Here is a 21,245-nt window from a genome sequence, read left to right on the forward strand (position 1 = left end):
TATATGTCAAAAACTGTTGTTCGTAAGAACGAATCATTAGATGACGCTCTTCGTCGCTTTAAACGTTCCGTTTCAAAAACTGGTACTTTACAAGAATACCGCAAGCGTGAATTTTACGAAAAGCCAAGTGTTAAGCGTAAGAAAAAGTCTGAAGCTGCAAGAAAGCGTAAAAAATTCTAGTTTTTAATGAATGGATCTGATATTATGTCACTTTTAGATACGTTAAATGATGATATTAAATTAGCGATGAGAAGCAGGGATAAGGAAACTTTAGCCATTCTTAGAATGATTAAAACTGCTATCCAAAATGAACAAATCAGTAAAGGGGATAATTTATCTCCTGAAGAAGAATTGACTTTAGTGTCTCGTGAAATGAAACAAAGGAAAGAGTCACTCGTTGAGTTTGAAAAAGCAGATCGACAAGATTTGGTTGAACAAGCTAAAAGTGGAATTTCAATTGTTGCTCGCTATTTACCAGAACAACTTTCAGATGATGAGCTTAAAGTTATTATTACAGAGGCTATTGCATCTGTGGGAGCAACATCAATGAAGGATTTTGGGAAGGTAATGAGTACTGTAATGCCTAAAACAAAGGGCAAAGCTGACGGACAAAAAATTAATGCTTTGGTTAAAGAATTAATATCTTAGAATCCATTGAGCAGTGAGTATCTAACTCACTGCTTATTTTTTTGTCTATTTTTAGCTCTCCCTTTTTCATAATCAATATTTATGGTATTATTTACTAATGATAGTTTATTAAAGGAGCTGTAAGTTATTTGGCAAATGTAGATGAAAAATCAATTGATATTGTTTTAAATGAACAGGTAGAAGTTAATGAAATATTTGGGGCACATGATAAGCATTTAACGATGTTAGAAGAGTATTTAAATATAAATATAACTAGTCGTGGTGAAGTAATTAAAATTAAAGGACTAGAGCCTAATGTTACTTATGCCCATGAGATTTTAAAGAACCTTCAAAAATTGGCTTTGAGGGGACATAAGATTAATACAACAGATATTGTAACGGCTGTTCAAATGGCTAAAAAAGATGATTTGGCTAATTTTTTATCATTATATGAAAAAACAATTATCAAAGATTCTAAGGGAACTCCTATTAGAGTTAAAAATACAGGGCAAAAGAATTACGTAGAAGCAATCAAAAAAAATGATGTTGTTTTTGGAGTGGGCCCGGCTGGGACAGGAAAAACCTTTTTAGCGGTTTGTATGGCGGTTGCAGCTTTAAAAAATGGCGAAGTTGAAAAAATCATCCTAACTCGTCCGGCAGTTGAAGCGGGTGAAAGCTTAGGTTTTTTACCAGGAGATTTACAAGAAAAAGTAAATCCTTACTTAAGACCTATCTATGATTCTTTGTATCTTATTTTAGGGATGGAGCATACGAATCGATTAATGGATAGAGGGGTAATAGAGATTGCTCCCTTAGCCTACATGCGAGGACGAACTCTTGAAGAAGCATTTGTGATCCTAGATGAAGCACAAAATACGACTAAATCACAAATGAAGATGTTTTTAACAAGATTAGGTAATCAATCAAAAATGATTATTAATGGAGACGCGACGCAAATAGATTTACCTAAAGGGGTAACAAGTGGATTGGTACATGCTCAGGAAATTCTAAGAGAAATCAAAAAAATAAAATTTGTTGAGTTTTCTACAACAGATGTCGTGAGACACCCGGTAGTTGCTGATATTATTAAAGCGTATTCTGCTGGTTAAATAGGGTACATTTAGTAAAGGAGGATAGTAATGAAAATTGATATAAAAAAAATACCGAATTTGCTAGATAAGAAGTTTATTCCGGTTATTCTGATTGTTATGTCAATTATTCTTTTTGTTTTTATGAGGGGCAGTGTTGCACAAAAGCAAAAAGTTTTTAAAGAGGGGCAGTTAGCAGAAGAGACAGTAAGAGCTAATAAAACAATTGAAAATAAATCTGAAACAGAAGAAAAACAGAGACTTGCAATAGAAAGTATTTCACCAGAATATACTTATGATGGGACTAAAGCTGATGCACAAGGTACCTTAGTTTCTAAAATGTTTGAAATGGTTGAGAAAACTAATTCAGATGCTGAAAAAACGTACAATGATAACGTGAGTAAAGCTAAAGATAAGGATAAAAAAACAGTAAACGAAGTCAGTGTTGAAGAGAAAATTCCTATGCTGAAATCTCAATTTGAAAAGCTTAATCCTAATGATTTAGCTTACTTTCAATCCTATCCTGATTCTTTTTATGAACAATTATTTTCGTATTCTTCTAGTGATTTAAAACGAGTTAAAGAAGAAAGTAAATCAGTCGTTAGTGAAGTCATGAATCGTAAAATTAGAAATTCAAATTTACAGACTGAAAAGCAAAACGCTAAAGAGCGTTTGCAATATATTGACATAACAACAAGCATGAGACAAGCAATTAATTCTATCATTGATAAAAGTATCGTTGTTAATGAAGTTGCTAATGAAAAAGCTACAGAGCAAATGAAAGAAAATGCCAAAAATAATGTCCAACCAGTAATGATTTATCAAGGTGAAATTATTGTTCGTGAAGCTGAACAGATTGATTCAAAGGCAATGGAAAAAATAAAAATTTTAGGATTAGCTAATCAATCAACTTCTGTGTTTCCAATGTTAGCTTTGGTTCTGACTTTAGTTTTACAATTGTCTTTAATTTATTTTATTTCTAAAACTGAAGATGATGAAGACACTGTTATGAAAAATACTATTTTTTATGTGTGTAGTATTTTAATTTCAATTTTCTTTATGAAGTTACTTTATTTATTTCAAAAAGATACGTTTAGTAATGTGTCGCTGTTATTCCCTTCGGCATTTGTTCCAGTAATTTTAACAATGTTTATGAGCCGAAAGTGGGGACTTTTAATAGCAATGTTCCAATCCATTTTCTCTATTTTTATTTTCTATAATTTAGCAGGAACCACAACGCTCCTTGTTATTACATTGTTTTACGCCTTTAGTGGGTGTATTGCAACATTTTTAGTCAGAAAAAGAATTGAATCTCAAATTAAATCCGCCTTTTTCTTATTAATTATAGTTCCTTTCGTATTTATTGCTATCTTAACTGCTTATCAAGGTTTAGACTTCGGTGATAGCAAAACATTAACAAGTCTTTTTATTGCTTCGGCTGGTGGAATATTCTCCTTTATTCTTTCGATTGGACTGCATCCGTATATTGAATTATTATTTACAGATGACAGTGTTATTATTTTAAATGAGTTAAGTAATCCAAACCAACCATTGCTTAAAAGATTGTTACAGGAAGCGCCAGGAACATACCATCATAGTATGATGGTTGCAAGTCTTAGTGCTAACGCAGTAGCTGAAATTGGTGGGCGATCATTATTAACTAGGGTAGCCTGCTATTACCATGACATTGGAAAAATAAAACACGCTAACTTTTTTGTTGAAAACCTACCTGATGGTGTTGAAAACCCACATAATTTTTTACTGCCATCTGATAGTAAAGAAATTATTTTTAGTCATGTAACTGAAGGGGTTAAAATTTTAGAAGAAGCAAAAATGCCTCAATTTGTTATAGATGTGTGTCAACAGCATCACGGAACAACGTTGATGAAGTATTTTTATATTAAAGAACAAGAACGAAACGCAGATACTATGGAAGAGATGTTTCGATATCCAGGTCCTAAACCACAATCAAGAGAAGCTGGTGTTATAAATATCGCTGATAGTGCAGAAGCTGCAGTTAGAGCGATGGATCATCCAACTAATCAAAAAATTTCAGAATTTGTCCATGGCTTAATTCGTTCAAGACTTGAAGATGGACAATTAAACGAAAGTGGCTTAACATTAAACGAAATTGCCATAATTGAAAAATCAATTGTTGATGGCTTATGTAGTACCTTCCATTCGCGGATTAAATACCCAAAAATGAAGTCAGAAGCAGAAAAAATGAAACAAGAACAGGAAGGAAGAAAGGTCTAAAAATGGATATTACAATTGTTGATAAAACAAAAAAAATAACTGATACTCAGTTAAAACTCACAAGTGATATCATTGAGTTTGCCTCAAAAGAATCTACTCTAGATTTAGCAGATGATACGGAGATGTCAGTGACTTTTGTGACCAACGAAGAAATTCATACTATTAATCGCCAATATCGAGATAAAAATGCGCCAACTGATGTCATTAGTTTTGCATTAGAAGATGAAGGGATTGACGAACTATCTGTCGATTTCTCAGAATTTGGAATCCCCAGAAACTTAGGTGATATTATTGTATCAGTAGAAAAAGTAGCTGAACAAGCAGCTGAATTTAATCACTCTTTTGAAAGAGAACTAGGTTTTTTAGTTGTACATGGTTTCTTGCATTTAAACGGATTTGATCACATGACTGAACTTGATGAAAAAGAAATGTTTGGTCTTCAAAGAAAGATTTTAGATGATTATGGACTTAAAAGATAACAAGCAAATAAGAAAGAACAAATCATTTTTTGAGTCACTTAGACATGCTACTAACGGTTTGGTAACTGTTTTGAAAGAAGAAAGAAATATGAAGTATCATATTTCTTTAATGATTATAGTGATTTTTTTAAGTTTTCTATTTCATTTATCTAATATAGAATGGTTATTTATTCTTGTAGCTATCTTTTTAGTTTTAATAACAGAAACGATAAATACAGCATTTGAAACAATTGTTGATTTAGTGACAGATAAGAGCTATCATATTCTTGCTAAAAAAATAAAAGATATGGCAGCAGGTGCAGTATTGCTAAGTGCTGTTCTAGCATGTTTAATAGGTATTGTAATTTTTATACCTAAAATATGGCAAATGATAATATAATGGAGGAATATGATGTATAAAGAAGGTTTTAAGTCTGGTTTTGTTGCAATTATTGGGCGCCCAAATGTTGGAAAATCAACATTATTAAATAGAATTGTAGCTCAAAAAATTGCGATAATGAGTGATAAGGCACAGACCACTCGTAATAAAATTCAAGGTGTTTATACAACTAAAGAAGAACAAATTATTTTTATTGATACACCAGGAATTCATAAGCCTAAAACTAAATTAGGTGATTTTATGGTAGAGACAGCTTACAGCGCTTTACGTGAAGTGGATGCTGTTTTATTTATGGTTAGTGCAGACCAACCAAGAGGACGTGGAGACGATTTTATTATTGAAAGATTAAAACGATCAGAAGCGCCAGTTTACTTAATCATTAACAAAATTGACACAGTAAAACCTGATGATTTATTACCAATCATTAGAGACTACCAAAATGAGTTAGAATTTAATGAAGTTATCCCTATTTCTGCAACTGAGGGTAATAATGTAGAAACTCTTCTAAAAACTTTGGTGGGAGACCTTCCGGAAGGACCACAGTTCTACCCAGAAGATCAAGTAACAGACCATCCTGAGTATTTTATCGTATCAGAGTTAATTAGAGAAAAAGTACTTCACTTAACTGAACAAGAAGTCCCTCATTCGATTGCTGTGGTAACAGAAAGTATGAAGCGAGATGAGTATGATAAAGTTCATATTCAAGCTTCTATTATCGTTGAGCGTGATAGTCAAAAGGGAATTATCATTGGTAAAGGCGGTAAGATGCTGAAAAACATTGGCGTTAAAAGTCGTAAAGATATTGAAAATTTATTAGGTGATAAAGTTTATCTTGAATTATGGGTTAAAGTTCAAAAAAATTGGCGTGATAAACAAAAAGATTTACAAAATTTCGGTTATCGCGAAATGGATTATTAAAAAATAAATGATGAGGTTGACCATTTCGTCAACCTCAATCTTTTTTTATAAGAAAGGAACAGGTTTTTTGAGACATCAAGAAGAAGTTCAGGCACTTGTTTTATTTTCAAAAAATTATCGAGAAAAGGATAAATTAGTCAAATTATTTACTGAATCTCATGGAAAAAAAATGTTTTTTGTTAAAAATGCTAATCGAAAAAATAACCCTTTTCAAGCTGCTATCCAACCATATACAAAAGCTGTGTACATAGCTGACATAAAATTAGAAGGTTTGTCTTTTTTAAATAATGTAAAAGAAATCTATCCGTTTAAAAATATTCAGCAAGATATTTTTATTTCTGCCTATGCTACTTATTTGTTGAATTTAGTTGATACAGCAATTGAGGATGGTGTTTATGATCCAGCCTTGTACGGTTTTACATTAGAAGCATTAACTCTTTTAGAGAAAAACTATGACCCAGAAATCATCACTAATATTTTTGAAGTTCAGATCTTAGAAAGGTTTGGTGTGAAAATTAATTGGGATCGGTGTGCGATATGTGGTAAAACAGAAGGTCGCTTTGATTTTTCTTCTTCTTATTCAGGGCTCTTGTGCGAATCTCATTTTCACATGGATGAAAGAAGATCGCATTTTGAAATGAATGCTATTCATTTTATTCGCCTGTTTTCAAGAATTAATTATAAGCAAATCAGTACTATAAAACTAAAACCTGAAACAAAACTTTCAATTAGAAAAACACTTGATGAATTATATGATGAATACGTAGGGATTCAATTGAAAAGCAAAAAATTTATTACAACAATGAAATCGTGGGAAAATATGTTGAAAGAGGATAAATAATCTCTTTCATATTGACAATAATCGTTCTAAAGATTAATATAAAATTATAAATATTGTTTACGTAGACAGAGAAAAGTAAAAAGAAATTTATTGATAGCGATTTTGGGAAAGTGGAAGCCAAGAAATAAAATTTTTTTGAAAAGGCACTCTTGAGTAAAGTAATGAAGCTGCCAGTCATCATTTGGATTGGAAGTAGGGTGGAACCGCGATAAATTAAATTATCGTCCCTATGTTTGTTTAAGCAAACATAGGGACTTTTTGTATACAATTAAAGGAGGAAAAAAGATGAGTCACAAGTTAACTGTACAAGAAATGATTCAAACGCTTCAAAAATACTGGTCAAATCAAGGCTGCATGCTCATGCAATCTTATGATACTGAAAAAGGTGCTGGAACAATGAGCCCTTATACTTTTTTAAGAGCTATCGGACCTGAGCCTTGGAATGCAGCATACGTAGAACCTTCAAGACGTCCCAATGATGGCCGTTATGGAGAAAATCCTAACCGTCTGTATCAACATCATCAATTTCAAGTAGTTATGAAACCTTCTCCTTTAAATATTCAAGAATTATATTTAGAGAGTTTAAAATTATTGGGAATTGATCCCTTGCAACATGATATTCGTTTTGTTGAAGATAACTGGGAGAATCCTTCAATGGGTTGTGCTGGTCTTGGTTGGGAAGTTTGGCTAGATGGTATGGAAATTACTCAATTCACTTATTTCCAACAAGTTGGCGGGTTAGAGTGTAAACCTGTAACCTCAGAAATCACATACGGTATCGAGAGGTTAGCCTCTTATATTCAAGAAGTGGATAGTGTTTACGACTTAGAGTGGACACAAGGTGTTAAATATGGAGAAATATTTATCCAACCAGAATTTGAACATTCAACATATTCTTTTGAAGTAAGTAATCAAGACATGCTGTTAGGACTTTTTGATACATATGAAAAAGAAGCGAAACGCTGTATTGAAAAAGGGTTAGTTCATCCGGCTTATGATTTTGTTTTAAAATGTAGCCACACATTTAACTTATTAGATGCTCGTGGAGCAGTGTCTGTAACAGAAAGAGCTGGTTACTTAGCTCGTATTCGTAATATGGCTCGTGAACTTGCTAAGTCATTCGTTGAAGAAAGAGAAAAATTAGGTTTTCCACTCCTAAAAAAATTATCAGAGGAGGAAAAATAAGATGACAAAACAATTTTTATTTGAAATTGGTTTAGAAGAAATACCAGCACATATTGTCACACCTAGTGCTAATCAATTAGCTGAAAAAACAACTCAATTTTTAAAAGATAATCGTTTAAATTTTAGTAATATTGAAATTTTTTCAACACCAAGACGTTTAGCTATTCGAGTGAATGAGTTAGCTGAAAAACAAGAAAATATTGAAGAAAAAGCTAAAGGCCCTGCTAAAAGAATTGCTCAAAATGATCAAGGTGAGTGGAGCAAGGCTGCAATTGGTTTTGCTCGTGGACAACAAGCGACAACTGATGACTTATTTTTTGAAGAGTTTAACGGTGAAGAATACGTCTATGTTAATAAATTCATTGAAGGTCAAGAGGCTGAAAAAGTTTTAGTTAATTTACCAAGTATTGTCACTCAAATGACTTTCCCTGTTTCAATGCACTGGGCTGATTATGATTATAAATTTATTCGTCCAGTTCACTGGTTAATTAGTTTACTAGATGACAAGTTGATTGATATGGAACTATTTTCAGTTAGAAGTGGACGCACAACACGTGGACATCGTTTCTTAGGACAGGAAACAACGATGAATCATGCAGAAGATTATGAAAAAATGCTAGCACAAGAATATGTTATTGCAGATCCTGTTAAAAGAAAGGAACTCATCTCAGAACAAATTAAAGCTATTGCTAAAGAAAATAATTGGATTATTCCTTTGGATGAAAAACTGTTAGAAGAAGTTAACAATTTAGTTGAATATCCTACTGCTTTCGTTGGTGATTTTGAAGAGCAGTATTTATCGGTTCCTGCTGAAGTATTAATCACTTCTATGAAAGAGCACCAACGTTATTTTGAAGTGTTAGATACGAATAACCAATTATTAAATCACTTCATTGGAGTTAGAAATGGTAATGCTGAGCACATTGATAATGTAGCAAAAGGCAATGCCAAAGTTCTTAAAGCAAGGTTAGAAGATGCTGAGTTTTTCTACCAGGAAGATGTTAAAATTCCTATCGAAAACTATGTTGAAAAATTAAAACAAGTAACTTTCCATGAAAAAATCGGTTCAATTTATGAAAAACAAGAACGAGTGGGTGCAATTGCACAAATTATAGGAACAGAAGTCGGTTTAACAAAAGCAGAATTGACACACCTAAAACGAGCGAGTGAAATTTACAAGTTCGACTTGGTAACCTTAATGGTCGACGAATTCCCTGAACTTCAAGGAGTAATCGGTGAACGTTATGCTTTATTACATAATGAATCTAAAGAAGTCGCACAAGCAATTAAAGAACATTATTTACCTAAATCAAGTGACGGTGAGCTACCTGAGAGTAATATTGGTGCTGTTCTTGCTTTATCAGACAAATTAGATACATTGATGACGTTCTTTTCAGTCGGTTTAACACCCAAAGGCTCAAATGATCCGTATGCTCTTAGACGACAAGCTTACGGTAATATTAGAATTATTGAGAGTAAAGGATGGAAATTCCCACTCGAACAATTACAGACTGTCATTGAAGAAAAAATTAATAATAATCAAGCAATCTTTGGCTTACATCTAAATGATACAAAAGAAGGAATTCACAATTTCTTAATGGGACGTATGAAACAATGGTTTAATACAAAGAATATCCGTCATGATATTGTAGAAGCTGTTGTGGAAAGCAAACAGGACGACTTAAATCAAATGTTTGAGATTGCTACAATTTTAAGAGATAATGCAGAAAAAAGTGACTTTAAACCAACAGTGGAATCATTGACACGGGTTATTAATTTAGCAAGTAAACTAGATTTAAATACCTCAGTTAAAGTTAATCCTGATTTATTTGAAAATGATTCAGAAAAAGCATTATATGAAGCTTTCAAACAAATTACCGAAACAGCCCACAGTTTATCACTTGCTGAAGTATTTGAGGCTTTAAAAGCATTAAATCCACTTATTGAATCATACTTTGATAATACGATGGTGATGGTAGAAGATGAGCAAATTCGCAATAACCGATTAGTTCAACTTCGTGAAATAGCAGCTATGGCATTATCATTTGCGAGTTTAGACAAATTAATTGTTAAGTAACTACTTTAAAAGAAGGGTAATTATCCTTCTTTTTTCTTGTTTTAAGGTGCGTCTATAATAAAAGAATGATAGAATAAATTAAAAGAGATAAAGAAGGAAGTGAATGAAAATGAATTATTTTAAAAGGGCGATGGCAAGCTTGAAAAGAAGAAAAGGAAAATCACTTATTTTATTTGCAGTTATTTTTATTTTAGGAAATGTTATGGCAGGTGCTATAGCGATTGATCAAGGAACTAAGAGTGTAGAATCAACGATTAAAAAAAAATTAGGGGCTGTAGCCACTGTTACTCAAGATTATGAAAAAATAGATAAAGATGGGCAAGCTGATGAAAAAGTATATGAATCTGCTTCTGCTAAACCTCCTAAGCCAAAAGTGTTAAAAGAGATTGGTGATTTAGATGAGGTTAATTACTTTGATTATTCGGTTCAATCTCGACCAATGACTGAAAAATTAAAAATGGTTCAATCTAAAGATGAAAATTTTCAAATCGGTGAACCTGGAATGAATTGGTTTAATCTTAAAGGAGTTAACTTTAATGAGATATTAGATTCTAAAAATAATATTATTGAGATGAAAGATGGTCGTGTCTTTGAAAAAGATGAAATAAAAAATGGTAAAGCAGTCGTTGTTATTTCAGAGGAAGTTGCTAAAGAAAATAATCTTCGCGTTGGTGATAAAATGACCATTGACTACGTCTTGCAAGACTACAATGTAATGTATGGGGGCATGAGTGGTGGCGGTGAAGAGAGTGATGGAGAAGAAACCAAAGCAGATCAAAAAAAGATTGTTAAAGATGTCCCTGTAGAAGTTATTGGTACTTTTAAAGTACTTCAAGCTGAAAAAGGTAGTAAGAAAAAAAGTCAAGATGACAAGATGATGGACAGCATGAATTACTATGAAAGGGTTAATGCTATCTACGCACCAAATGATTTTGTTCAAAAATTAAATAAGGAAATGGCCACAAAAAACTTTGAAGAATTCCCACAAAATTTTGAAGGTATTTCAAAAGAAGAGTTCAAAAAAAATCTAGAAGAAGATTTTGGATCAGCAACTTACATTTTAAAAAAACCAGAAATGGTAGAAGATTTCAGAATTAAAGCTGAAAAAATATTAACTGATAATAAAGCTAAATATAGCAAAATTTTGATTAGTTCAGATAAATTTGATCAAGTCGCAGGGCCGGTAAAAGGCATGTCAAAAATTTCTAAACTAGTGTTGATTATTTCAGTTTTAGCTTCAATTTTAATTATTACACTAGTCACCATTTTATTCTTGAGAGATCGCAAGCATGAACTGGGGATTTACTTAGCTCTAGGTGAAAAGAGAAGTAAAGTGATTGCACAAATTGTTATCGAAGTAGTGACTGTTGCAATTATTGCTATTACAATTTCAGTTTTCACAGGAAATATGTTAGCAAAAGGATTTTCAAATTCTTTAATGCAAACACAAAAAACGGAGCAATCCGAAAACGCGGGATTTAGCGGTCAAGATGATTGGCAATTAAACCAATTAACAAATAATTCTGTGTCGGAAGATGATGTCATAGACGCATACCAAATTTCATTAAATGCTTCTTACATTATTTTATTCTATGTTGTAGGTATTGGAGTTGTGTTAATATCTACTGTAGCACCATTAGTCTATATTATGCGACTTAATCCAAAGAAAATAATGATGTAAAGGGGGAAAAAAGATGGCAATTCTAAAAGCAAGAAAATTAGATTATTTTTATCAAGATGGCGATAAACTTCGTTATATTTTGAAAGACACCAATATAGATTTTGAAAAAGGAACTTTTTATACTATTTTAGGCCAGTCTGGTTCGGGTAAAACAACCCTTTTATCGTTACTTGGTGGCTTAGATTCTCCTAAAAAGGGAGCCATTTATTACGAAAATAAAAATATTAAAGAAATCGGTTATGAAAACTACCGTCGAAATGATATTAGTATTATTTTCCAACATTATAATTTAATTCCTTATTTGACAGGTGTTGAAAATGTAATGGTGCCAATGGCAATTACTGAAAATAAATTACCGACCGATAATACTAAAGTGGCCTATAATCTTCTTGATTATATTGGTATTGGAAAAGATAAATCAAGTCGGATTGTTAACCAGCTTTCAGGTGGAGAACAGCAGCGAGTTGCGATTGCACGTGCTTTAGCAACTAATGTAGATATCATCTTAGCTGATGAACCCACAGGAAATTTAGATGAAGAAATGGAGCAAGAAATTGTTAAGATTTTTAAAACATTGGCTCACGAACATAATAAATGCGTCATTGTCGTTACTCACTCTCAGGAGATTGCCCAACAATCTGACAAAGCATTTTTATTGAAAAAAGGAGTTCTAAAAGATTATGAGTGATTTTTTATCAAACTTTTCAAATGATAATTATAAAAATACCATGAAAAGTAAAAAAGAGAATGAGAAACCCAAAGAAAGTCTAAAAAGTGAAGAACCTATAGATAATGAAAGTGAAGAAAATAAAGGACCTAAAAAAATAAGAAAACGAAAGCAACGTAGAAATGTTGAAGCTAAATCAGCTTCCGAAGTTCAAACTAATGACGCTCAACTTTTTGATAGTCCTGACTTAGTTGAGACTGAAGAACAACAATCCAATGCGTTGTTGTTAAAAGAGCCAACAGAAGATATATCAGATGATTTACATGAGGTGTCGATTGATCCAGAATACAAAAAAAAACAAAGAAACAAAAAAATAATCATAGGTATTTCAAGCGTTATTGCTGTTATCATTGTTTATATTTTTTACTATCAAATGACTCATGTGAAAATGCCTGATTTTGCTGATAAATCAATTATTGATGTTAAAAAATGGGCGAATGAAAATCGTATGGAACTTGAATTAAAACAGGCCTTCTCCTTAAAAGAAGAAGCTAATATAGTAATGAAACAAGATATTAACTCTGGGAAAAATGTTAAAAAAGGGGAAATAGTTAAGTTTACAATTAGTGAAGGTCCTAATCCAGAAGAAGTGATTAAATTACCAGATTTCAAAACATTGTCACAAGAAGAAGCTAACCAGTTTGTTACAAAGAATAAGGCTGAAAATTTAAATATTTTAACAGAGTATAGTGACAAAATTGAAAAAGGGAAATTTACTAAAGTTGAGTTTAATGATAAAGAAGTGACTGCAGATACATACAAACGTCGTGATACTGTCAATGTTTATTATTCAAAAGGAAAAGAAACCTTTGAGAAAAATATAACCGTACCTGACTTTACAGGCAAAATGAAAAGTGAAGTTCAAGAATGGGCAAACAAAAATGGGGTTGCAATGACTTATGAAGAAGCTGATTCTGATAAAGTAGAGGAAGGAAAAATTCTATCTCAAAATATCGAAAAGAATAAAAAAGTTGCCAAGCATGATAAAATGACAGTCAAAGTGTCAGTTGGGAAAGCAGCTGTTGTCCCTAATTTTGCTGATTATTCTGCTGAGAGCGCTCAAGGGGCTGTTGAGGGATTAGAAGTATCAGTTAAACAAGTATTTGCTGATAACATCCCTTATGGACAAGTTATTTCTCAATCGGTTGAAGCAGGTACTCGATTAACAGGAAAAGATTCAAAATCTGTCAAAGTTGTTTACTCGTATGGTCAACCTTACATTAAGTCTTACTTTGGCCAATTAGAAGGAGACATCCCTAAATTAATTTACGATGACTTCAATTCTAAAGGCGCCAATATTACTTATGGTATCTACTACATGGATTCAGAACAAGAAAAAGGTCAAATTGTTAAAATGAGTTTATATAATCAATACATTGCCTCAAATGCATATATCACATTTGGAATTAGTAATGGAAGATATGCGGATTTACCTGGTAAACAAGATCTGAGTACTACTAAAGAAGGTAGTGAAAAAACACAAACTGCTGAAAAGTAGTTTGTGTTTTTTCTATGTGTAAAGTTTTTATGAATATTGTTTCTTTTAAAATGAAGAACAGGTATAATGTTTAGGATAGTCTTTTAAACAAAAAATAAAGGAATGATTGAATAAAAATGGATAGAAAAATAATCGGGTTGACCTTGGATGAGGTTAACTCAAGAATAAAACAAGGACAACAAAATAATTTTGATGAGGATGTTTCTAAATCTAATAAAGATATTATAAAAGATAATGTCTTAACTTTATTTAACTTACTTAATCTGATTATCGGAATTTGTTTAGCTCTAGTTGGTGCATTTAGTAACCTGTTCTTTATGGTTATCATTTTAATGAATATTACAATAGGTATTATTCAAGAAATTAGAGCACGAAACTTAGTAGCTAAACTATCAATTATTAATGAAGATAAATCAATGGTTATTCGTGATGGACAAGAAATAAGTATTTCATCTGATGAGATTGTCTTAGATGAAATTGTAAAATTAGTTGCTGGAGATCAAGTCCCTTCTGACATGCTTGTTGTCAGTGGTCAAGTAGAAGCTAACGAAGCTCTTTTAACAGGTGAATCTGATTTGATTATTAAAACGAAGGATCACGAATTATTATCTGGTAGTTTTATTTCAAGTGGAAGTTGCTACGGTCAAGTTATTCATGTGGGTAAAGATAATTATGCAACTAAAATTGCAAACGAAGCTAAAATCCATAAACCATTTACCTCTGAATTAGTATCTTCTATTAGAAAAGTTGCGAAGTTTACAAGTTTTGTTATTGTGCCTTTAGGTTTAATTTTATTTGCAGAAGCTTTCTTTTTTGGCGATGGTGAATTAAAATCCTCTGTTGTGGCCTCTGCAGCTGCACTTTTAGGTATGTTACCAAAGGGAATGGTTCTACTTATTATGATTGCGCTAGCTACTGCTGTGGCAAAATTAGCAAAAAAAGAAGTTCTAGTCCAAGACATGTATTCTGTAGAAACCTTAGCCCATGTAGATGTTATTTGTTTGGACAAAACAGGAACTATTACTGAAGGTAAAATGAAACTTCAAGAAACAAAAATTTTAGATCCTGCTTATCATGAAAAATTTTCTGAAATTATCGGAAGTTATTTAAACAATTCATCAGATAATAATATTACAATGCAAGCTATTAGAAACCACTATAAAACTTCAACTGCTTATACAGCAAATGATGTCATCAGTTTTTCTTCTGAGAGAAAATGGGGAGCGATGGTGTTAGATTCTGTTGGAGTGATTGCATTAGGTGCTCCTGAGCGTCTATTTAAAGAAAGTGAGTTGCCAACAGATATTGCATTAGCTCAAAAAGAGGGTTACCGTGTCTTAATGATGGGGATTAGTGAACAATCTTTTCTAAGTGAATCTGAGTTACCAAACTTAAAACCTTTAGCAATTCTTAAAATCGATGATCCAATCCGAGCAAATACAAATGAAACGCTTGCTTATTTAAAAGAAGAAGGTGTGGATATTAAAGTAATCTCTGGAGATAATCCGGTAACTGTTTCCAACGTTGCAAGACGTGCTGGTTTAGAAAATTCAGATAAATTCATTGATTTGTCTGAATTAACATCAGATGAAGAAGTTAGATCAGTTGTTAATGAGTACCGTGTCTTTGGACGTGTCTCACCGCAACAGAAAAAAATTCTTGTTGAAGAATTAAAAGCTCAAGGACATGTAGTAGCCATGACTGGTGATGGTGTCAATGACGTGCTCGCTCTTAAAGAAGCTGACTGTAGTATCGCTATGGCCGAAGGGGACAATGCCACACGTCAGATTGCAAATTTAGTGTTACTAAATTCTGATTTCACAACACTTCCAGATGTTTTATTTGAGGGACGTCGTGTCGTTAATAATGTGACTAAAGTTTCAAGTATTTTCTTTATCAAAACAATTTATTCTTTAGTTCTTTCAATTTTATGTGCTCTGACAGCTGTTGCGTTTCCTTTTATTCCTATTCAAATTACACTACTTGATTTAGCTATCGAAGGGTATCCAACATTCTTCTTATCATTTGAAAACGATAAACGAAAAGTCACGACTAAATTTTTACCTACAGCACTTAGAAGAGCTTTACCTAATGCAGTTTTAGTCATTTTAAATGTCCTATTTATTTATTTCTATGGAAATGCCAATAACTGGGCACAAATTGATATCACAACACTAATGTATTATATGCTTATTGCTGTAAGTGCAATGGCAGTTATTAAAGCTTGTATGCCTTTTAATTTATTACGTGTATTCTTAGCTATAACAACAACTATTGGAACATATGTAGCCGCCATGCTCTTTAAAGGTTTACTTGAAATTTCGATGTTAACAAGTGATACATTACCAATTTTTGCAATCCTTGTTATTATAACCTTTGTAGGAAAACTAATTTTAGATAAATTAATTGTAAAAGATTCAGTGAGAGCATAATTTTTTCATGAAAATCAATCAAAAAACTGGTAAATTTTCACGAATATGGTATACTTTATTTTGTAGATTTATGTCGTATAGTCGCGCTGTTTTCAGTGCGACTTTTATTACTTCAAAAGTTAAGGGGGAATGTCTATATGTCCGAGTTAATTCCTCAAGAAACAATAGAAAACATAAGAAAACAAACAAATATCGTGGATGTGGTTGGTCAATATGTCCAACTTAAAAAATCAGGAAAAAATTATGTAGGTCTTTGCCCTTTTCATAATGAAAAAACACCTTCTTTTTCTGTGGCAGAAGACAAACAAATTTTTCATTGCTTTGGATGTGGAAAAGGTGGCAATGTTTTTTCTTTTATTCAAGAAATCGAAGGATTAAACTTTCCTGAGTCTGTAAAAAAAGTGGCTAATCTATCATCGATTGAAGTATCTTTCAATCTAGACAGTATGCCGAAAACGTTATCTCCTAAAGCTTTAGAGGAACACCAATTAATCGAAATTCATGAAAAAACAGCCGATTTGTATCACCATATTCTAATGAATACTCAAATTGGAGAAAAAGCATTGACCTATCTTAAAGATAGAGGCTTAACAGAAGATGTAATTAAAACGTTTAAAATTGGATTTGCGCCAATTGATCGAACGCTTCTTTATAAGATTCTTAAGAAAGAAAATTTTTCTGAAGATGCTTTAAAGAAATCGGGATTATTATTTCAATTAGATAATAACAATTGGTTAGATCGTTTTTATCAACGAATTATGTTTCCTATTACTAATTTTCAAGGTAAAATTATTGGGTTTTCTGGTAGAATTCTTGAAGAAGAGTCTTTCGATTCAAGTGATCAACCCAAATATTTAAATAGCCCTGAAACAGAACTATTTAATAAACGATTTGTTTTATTTAATTTTCATCAAGCTAGAGCTGAAATAAGAAAAAAAAATGAAGTAATTCTTTTTGAAGGTTTCATGGATGTAATTTCTGCATGGATGTCTGGTGTTAAAAACGGTGTCGCAACGATGGGAACAAGTTTGACAGTGGACCAGATTAATGCAATTGAAAAGGTAAGCGAAGATGTTTTAATCTGTTATGATGGTGATAATGCGGGAATTGAAGCCACAAGTAGAGCCATAGATCTTATTGCTTCTCAAAGCACAATGTCTATTCAAATTATTTCCATACCTAATAAGCAAGATCCAGATGATTATCGCGTAAAATATGGAAATAATGCTTTAAATGAACTAATCAAAACAAGTCGAGATACCGTTTTTCAGTTCAAAAAAGAATACTTAAAACGTGATAAAAATATTCAAATTGAAACAGATAAACTTTTGTATATTGATGAGTTATTAACAGAGTTAGCTAAAGTCTCGTCTATGGTCGAAGTCGATTCGGCTTTATCACAGATGTCTGCAGAATTTTTAATTTCTAAAGATACTTTGCAATCTGAATTAAGAACAAAAAAACAAAGTTATAAAAACGACTTTTCAACGCCAAAATTTTCTGAATTTCAAAGAGAAATAGTCATTCCAAAATTTCATGAAGTAAAAAAAATTAATCAAGTTGAAAAAGCTGAAATGACACTTATTTATCGTGTTTTAACTGAACGCAGCAGTTACCAGTACCTATTAGCAAGAGAAGATGTTATTTTTATTCATGATGTTTATCAAGAGTTGTACCTTCATTTAAATAATTATATTTCTATGAATGGTGAAATTTTAGTCGCTGATTTTCTTAATTATTTAAAAGAAGATCAATTGAAAAATGTCTTAATTAATGTGACAATGCAAAATTTAAGCAATGAAAGTACAAAACAAGAATTAGAAGATTGTTTGTTAGTACTTAGACGAGCAATTTTAGAGCAGCAGATAGAGCAGTTAAAGTTTGAACAGAAAGAGGCGAGTAAGCTTGGTAATAGAGAGTTAGAAGGCGACGCAACGCTCAAAATTATTCAACTTCAACAGCAATTAAAAGCTATTTAATTTAAAAGGGGGATTTCTTTTATGTCAGAAAATAAAAATCAAGAAGCATACAAAAAAGAACTAAATAAGTTTATAAAAGAAAATAAATTAAAGGGTTCAGTTAACTATACTGAGTTAACAAACAAATTGGCGACACCTTTTGAATTAAATTCAGATGATATGGATGAATTGATCCAAAAAGTAGAAGACTCTGGTATTAGTGTTGTCGACGAAAATGGAGATCCTAGTGAGCATAGTCTAAAAGTAACAACAAAAAAACAAGCAAAAGAAAAGCCAGAAGAAGATCTAATTGCACCAGCTGGTGTTAAGATTAATGATCCTGTTCGTATGTATCTAAAAGAAATTGGTCGTGTTTCTCTTTTAAGTGCTGATGAAGAAGTTGCGTTAGCTTTGCGTATTAAAGAAGGAGATCCAGAAGCTAAACAAGAACTGGCAGAAGCCAATCTTCGTTTGGTTGTAAGTATTGCTAAACGTTATGTTGGACGTGGTATGCAATTTTTAGATTTAATTCAAGAAGGTAACATGGGATTAATGAAAGCCGTTGAAAAATTTGACCATGAAAAAGGATTTAAATTTTCAACTTACGCAACATGGTGGATTAGACAAGCAATTACACGTGCGATTGCGGATCAAGCTAGAACAATTCGTATTCCAGTTCATATGGTAGAAACAATTAATAAATTAATCCGTATCCAACGTCAATTGCTTCAAGATTTAGGTCGCGAACCCACTCCAGAAGAAATTGGTGCTGAAATGGAATTAACACCAGAAAAAGTACGAGAAATTTTAAAAATTGCTCAAGAACCAGTATCACTTGAAACACCAATTGGGGAAGAAGACGATTCTCATTTAGGAGATTTTATTGAGGATCAAGATGCAACAAGCCCTGCTGAACATGCCGCTTATGAGTTGTTGAAAGAACAATTGGAGAGTGTGTTAGATACATTAACTGACCGTGAAGAAAATGTATTACGCTTGCGTTTTGGTTTAGATGATGGACGCACAAGAACCTTAGAAGAAGTCGGAAAAGTATTCGGTGTAACAAGAGAACGTATTCGTCAAATCGAAGCCAAAGCTTTAAGAAAATTAAGACATCCAAGTCGCTCTAAACAATTAAAAGACTTTTTAGAATAAGATTAAGAAAGGGTTATCAATTCATGATAACTCTTTTTTTTATTGATCTAAGTTATTTAAAAAGTTTTTTTTAGTGTTATAATAATGCTATGAGTAGAAGAACGGGAAGGTAGATATATGGATCATAAACAATTATCAAAAAGATTAGAACGGGTAGGAGAATTCGTACCAAAGAATGCGATATTAGCAGATATTGGGTCGGATCATGCTTATCTACCTGCAAATTTAATTTTAAATAAACAAATTCAAACCGCCATTGCTGGTGAAGTCGTGGAGGGTCCCTATCAATCAGCTAAACATTTAGTCGCTGAACTTAACTTAACTAAACAAATTTCTGTCAGAAAAGGTGATGGACTAGAGGTTATAAATTCCTCCGACAATGTCACAGCTATTTCGATTTGCGGAATGGGAGGAACTTTGATTAGAGATATTTTAAATCGTGGCTATCTACAAAGAAGACTATCTGGAAAAGAAGTATTAATATTACAAGCTAATATCGGTGAGCAAACTTTGCGTATGTGGTTGGTTGACCATAATTATATTATTGAAAACGAAGAAATTATTTATGAAAATGAAAAAACGTATGAAATTATCGTTGCGATAAAATCTGATAAAAATATACCTTTAACTGAAGAAGAAATTATGTTTGGTCCGATTTTATTAAAAAATAGAACGGTTATTTTTAAAGAGAAATGGGAAAGTGAGTTAAAGCAAGATAAAAATATTCTGAAGCAATTAAAAAAATCAACAAAAGATGTCTCCCAAAAAATAGCAGATATAAATAAAAAAATAGAAATGGTTGAGGAGGTGTTAAAATGACAATCACAGGTCAAGAATTTATTGATCGTTTTGAACAATATTGCCCTCAGTACTTAGCTGAAAATGGCGATCCTGTTGGTCTCCACTTAGGTACACTAAACAAACCAGTTCAACGTGTTATGATGACTTTAGACGTTAGGCCTGAAGTTGTTAAAGAAGCTATTGATAAAAAAATTGATTTAATCGTGGCTAAACATCCGCCTATTTTTAGACCTATCAAAAGATTAACAACTGATGATTTTCAAACTAAAATGTATGTTGATCTTTTAAAACATGACATAAGTGTTTACGCAGCACATACTAATATGGATATTGTTAAACCTGGTTTAAATGATTGGTTTTGTGAGGACTTGGAAATAGAAGTCCTTGATTTTATCACTCAAACGCATTCATTCCATTATAAGAAATTAGTAGTTTATGCTCCCAGAAGCCATAGTAACCTTTTAAGAGAGTCACTTGGTAAAATTGGAGTTGGCAGCTACGGAAATAATTATGAATTTTGTAGTTTTACATCAAGTGGGAGTGGTCGATTTAAACCAATAAATGAGGCTAAACCTTATATTGGGTCAGTCGACGATTTAGAAATTGTTGATGAAGACAAACTTGAATTTATTTTTCCAGAAAAAATAGAAAAACGTGTGATTGAAACACTTTTAAAAAATCATCCTTATGAAGAGCCAGCTTTTGACCTTTTTGAGCTTACTAATATTAAGGATGACTACGGTTTGGGTCGTATAGGAAAATTAAAAGAACCCATGTCTTTAGTTGATTTTACAAAAAAAGTTAAAAAAACCTTTCATCTTGATGGATTAAGATTAATTACTAATACGAAGGATAAACAAATCCAGACAGTGGCCATTTGTGGCGGCAGTGGGGAGAAGTTTTACCGAGACGCTCTGAAAAAAGGAGCAGATGTTTACATTACAGGAGATGTGTACTATCATACAGCACATGACATGATTGAAGAAAAGTTATCGGTCATTGATCCTGGACACTATATTGAACAGCGTTGTAAGGAAAAATACATCGAACTGTTCAATGAATGGAAATTAGAAAACAACTGGGATGTTTCATTTATTATGAGTGAAACCAATACAAACCCATTTGAATTTATTTAAAGGAGAG

18 protein-coding genes are annotated in these 21,245 nt (G+C 32.2%); all 18 read left to right on the forward strand.

The features are described from left to right. Positions 1–3: 3 nt before the first annotated feature. The 18 genes from rpsU (at position 4) to FM121_RS06630 (ending at position 21,238) form a co-directional block, all read left to right on the forward strand. Positions 4–180 carry a 30S ribosomal protein S21 gene (gene rpsU / locus FM121_RS06545; protein ID WP_086951372.1) on the forward strand — a complete coding sequence of 59 codons (177 nt, stop codon included), beginning with the start codon at positions 4–6 and terminating at the stop codon, positions 178–180. 24 nt (positions 181–204) lie between these two features. Then, positions 205–648, forward strand: a complete 444-nt coding sequence (locus tag FM121_RS06550) for a GatB/YqeY domain-containing protein (RefSeq protein WP_086951611.1) — start codon at positions 205–207, stop codon at positions 646–648. Positions 649–776: 128 nt separating this feature from the next. Next, a complete protein-coding gene (locus FM121_RS06555; protein ID WP_256958422.1) occupies positions 777–1,736 on the forward strand; it encodes a PhoH family protein in 960 nt (319 codons plus the stop codon). Between the two features lie 30 nt (positions 1,737–1,766). Continuing rightward, on the forward strand, positions 1,767–3,971 hold the full coding sequence (locus FM121_RS06560; protein WP_086951373.1) for an HD family phosphohydrolase: 2,205 nt from the start codon (positions 1,767–1,769) through the stop codon (positions 3,969–3,971). 2 nt (positions 3,972–3,973) lie between these two features. Next, complete coding sequence (ybeY, locus tag FM121_RS06565; RefSeq protein ID WP_086951374.1) at positions 3,974–4,450, forward strand: rRNA maturation RNase YbeY; 477 nt, start codon at positions 3,974–3,976, stop codon at positions 4,448–4,450. After that, the gene (locus tag FM121_RS06570; protein ID WP_179203822.1) at positions 4,434–4,829 is read left to right on the forward strand and encodes a diacylglycerol kinase family protein; all 396 of its coding nucleotides are present in this window, start codon (positions 4,434–4,436) and stop codon (positions 4,827–4,829) included. Before ybeY ends, FM121_RS06570 begins: the two co-directional genes overlap by 17 nt. Before the next feature lie 12 nt (positions 4,830–4,841). Further along, on the forward strand, positions 4,842–5,747 hold the full coding sequence (gene era / locus FM121_RS06575; protein ID WP_086951376.1) for a GTPase Era: 906 nt from the start codon (positions 4,842–4,844) through the stop codon (positions 5,745–5,747). A 67-nt stretch (positions 5,748–5,814) separates the two neighbouring features. Beyond that, a complete protein-coding gene (gene recO, locus FM121_RS06580; RefSeq protein WP_256958423.1) occupies positions 5,815–6,588 on the forward strand; it encodes a DNA repair protein RecO in 774 nt (257 codons plus the stop codon). Positions 6,589–6,873: 285 nt separating this feature from the next. Beyond that, positions 6,874–7,773 carry a glycine--tRNA ligase subunit alpha gene (gene glyQ / locus FM121_RS06585; RefSeq protein ID WP_086951377.1) on the forward strand — a complete coding sequence of 300 codons (900 nt, stop codon included), beginning with the start codon at positions 6,874–6,876 and terminating at the stop codon, positions 7,771–7,773. 1 nt (position 7,774) lies between these two features. Beyond that, entirely contained in the window at positions 7,775–9,850 is a 2,076-nt protein-coding gene (gene glyS / locus FM121_RS06590; protein WP_086951378.1) for a glycine--tRNA ligase subunit beta, read from the forward strand. A gap of 103 nt (positions 9,851–9,953) precedes the next feature. Beyond that, on the forward strand, positions 9,954–11,531 hold the full coding sequence (locus FM121_RS06595; RefSeq protein ID WP_086951379.1) for an ABC transporter permease: 1,578 nt from the start codon (positions 9,954–9,956) through the stop codon (positions 11,529–11,531). A 13-nt stretch (positions 11,532–11,544) separates the two neighbouring features. Beyond that, complete coding sequence (locus tag FM121_RS06600) at positions 11,545–12,219, forward strand: ABC transporter ATP-binding protein (protein ID WP_086951380.1); 675 nt, start codon at positions 11,545–11,547, stop codon at positions 12,217–12,219. After that, a complete protein-coding gene (locus tag FM121_RS06605) occupies positions 12,212–13,756 on the forward strand; it encodes a PASTA domain-containing protein (protein WP_086951381.1) in 1,545 nt (514 codons plus the stop codon). The genes FM121_RS06600 and FM121_RS06605 overlap by 8 nt, the downstream gene beginning before the upstream one ends. A 116-nt stretch (positions 13,757–13,872) precedes the next feature. Continuing rightward, a complete protein-coding gene (locus FM121_RS06610) occupies positions 13,873–16,188 on the forward strand; it encodes a cation-translocating P-type ATPase (RefSeq protein WP_086951382.1) in 2,316 nt (771 codons plus the stop codon). 137 nt (positions 16,189–16,325) lie between these two features. Beyond that, positions 16,326–18,167: a DNA primase gene (dnaG, locus tag FM121_RS06615; protein WP_086951383.1), complete on the forward strand. Its 1,842-nt coding sequence runs from the start codon at positions 16,326–16,328 to the stop codon at positions 18,165–18,167. A 21-nt stretch (positions 18,168–18,188) separates the two neighbouring features. After that, the gene (gene rpoD, locus FM121_RS06620) at positions 18,189–19,301 is read left to right on the forward strand and encodes an RNA polymerase sigma factor RpoD (RefSeq protein ID WP_086951384.1); all 1,113 of its coding nucleotides are present in this window, start codon (positions 18,189–18,191) and stop codon (positions 19,299–19,301) included. Positions 19,302–19,418: 117 nt separating this feature from the next. Beyond that, positions 19,419–20,120: a tRNA (adenine(22)-N(1))-methyltransferase gene (locus tag FM121_RS06625; protein WP_086951385.1), complete on the forward strand. Its 702-nt coding sequence runs from the start codon at positions 19,419–19,421 to the stop codon at positions 20,118–20,120. Next, positions 20,117–21,238 carry a Nif3-like dinuclear metal center hexameric protein gene (locus FM121_RS06630; protein ID WP_086951386.1) on the forward strand — a complete coding sequence of 374 codons (1,122 nt, stop codon included), beginning with the start codon at positions 20,117–20,119 and terminating at the stop codon, positions 21,236–21,238. The genes FM121_RS06625 and FM121_RS06630 overlap by 4 nt, the downstream gene beginning before the upstream one ends. Positions 21,239–21,245 lie beyond the last annotated feature (7 nt).

Source organism: Vagococcus fluvialis bH819 (assembly GCF_900163795.1).
Classification (GTDB): domain Bacteria; phylum Bacillota; class Bacilli; order Lactobacillales; family Vagococcaceae; genus Vagococcus; species Vagococcus fluvialis_A.

Coding starts and splice junctions, on each gene's coding strand:
- FM121_RS06595 (WP_086951379.1), top strand. CDS start 9,954: ATGAAAATGAATTATTTTAAAAGGGCGATGGCAAGCTTGAAAAGAAGA.
- FM121_RS06570 (WP_179203822.1), top strand. CDS start 4,434: ATGGACTTAAAAGATAACAAGCAAATAAGAAAGAACAAATCATTTTTT.
- ybeY (WP_086951374.1), top strand. CDS start 3,974: ATGGATATTACAATTGTTGATAAAACAAAAAAAATAACTGATACTCAG.
- rpsU (WP_086951372.1), top strand. CDS start 4: ATGTCAAAAACTGTTGTTCGTAAGAACGAATCATTAGATGACGCTCTT.
- FM121_RS06605 (WP_086951381.1), top strand. CDS start 12,212: ATGAGTGATTTTTTATCAAACTTTTCAAATGATAATTATAAAAATACC.
- FM121_RS06600 (WP_086951380.1), top strand. CDS start 11,545: ATGGCAATTCTAAAAGCAAGAAAATTAGATTATTTTTATCAAGATGGC.
- FM121_RS06560 (WP_086951373.1), top strand. CDS start 1,767: ATGAAAATTGATATAAAAAAAATACCGAATTTGCTAGATAAGAAGTTT.
- glyQ (WP_086951377.1), top strand. CDS start 6,874: ATGAGTCACAAGTTAACTGTACAAGAAATGATTCAAACGCTTCAAAAA.
- FM121_RS06630 (WP_086951386.1), top strand. CDS start 20,117: ATGACAATCACAGGTCAAGAATTTATTGATCGTTTTGAACAATATTGC.
- dnaG (WP_086951383.1), top strand. CDS start 16,326: ATGTCCGAGTTAATTCCTCAAGAAACAATAGAAAACATAAGAAAACAA.
- rpoD (WP_086951384.1), top strand. CDS start 18,189: ATGTCAGAAAATAAAAATCAAGAAGCATACAAAAAAGAACTAAATAAG.
- era (WP_086951376.1), top strand. CDS start 4,842: ATGTATAAAGAAGGTTTTAAGTCTGGTTTTGTTGCAATTATTGGGCGC.
- glyS (WP_086951378.1), top strand. CDS start 7,775: ATGACAAAACAATTTTTATTTGAAATTGGTTTAGAAGAAATACCAGCA.
- FM121_RS06625 (WP_086951385.1), top strand. CDS start 19,419: ATGGATCATAAACAATTATCAAAAAGATTAGAACGGGTAGGAGAATTC.
- FM121_RS06550 (WP_086951611.1), top strand. CDS start 205: ATGTCACTTTTAGATACGTTAAATGATGATATTAAATTAGCGATGAGA.
- FM121_RS06610 (WP_086951382.1), top strand. CDS start 13,873: ATGGATAGAAAAATAATCGGGTTGACCTTGGATGAGGTTAACTCAAGA.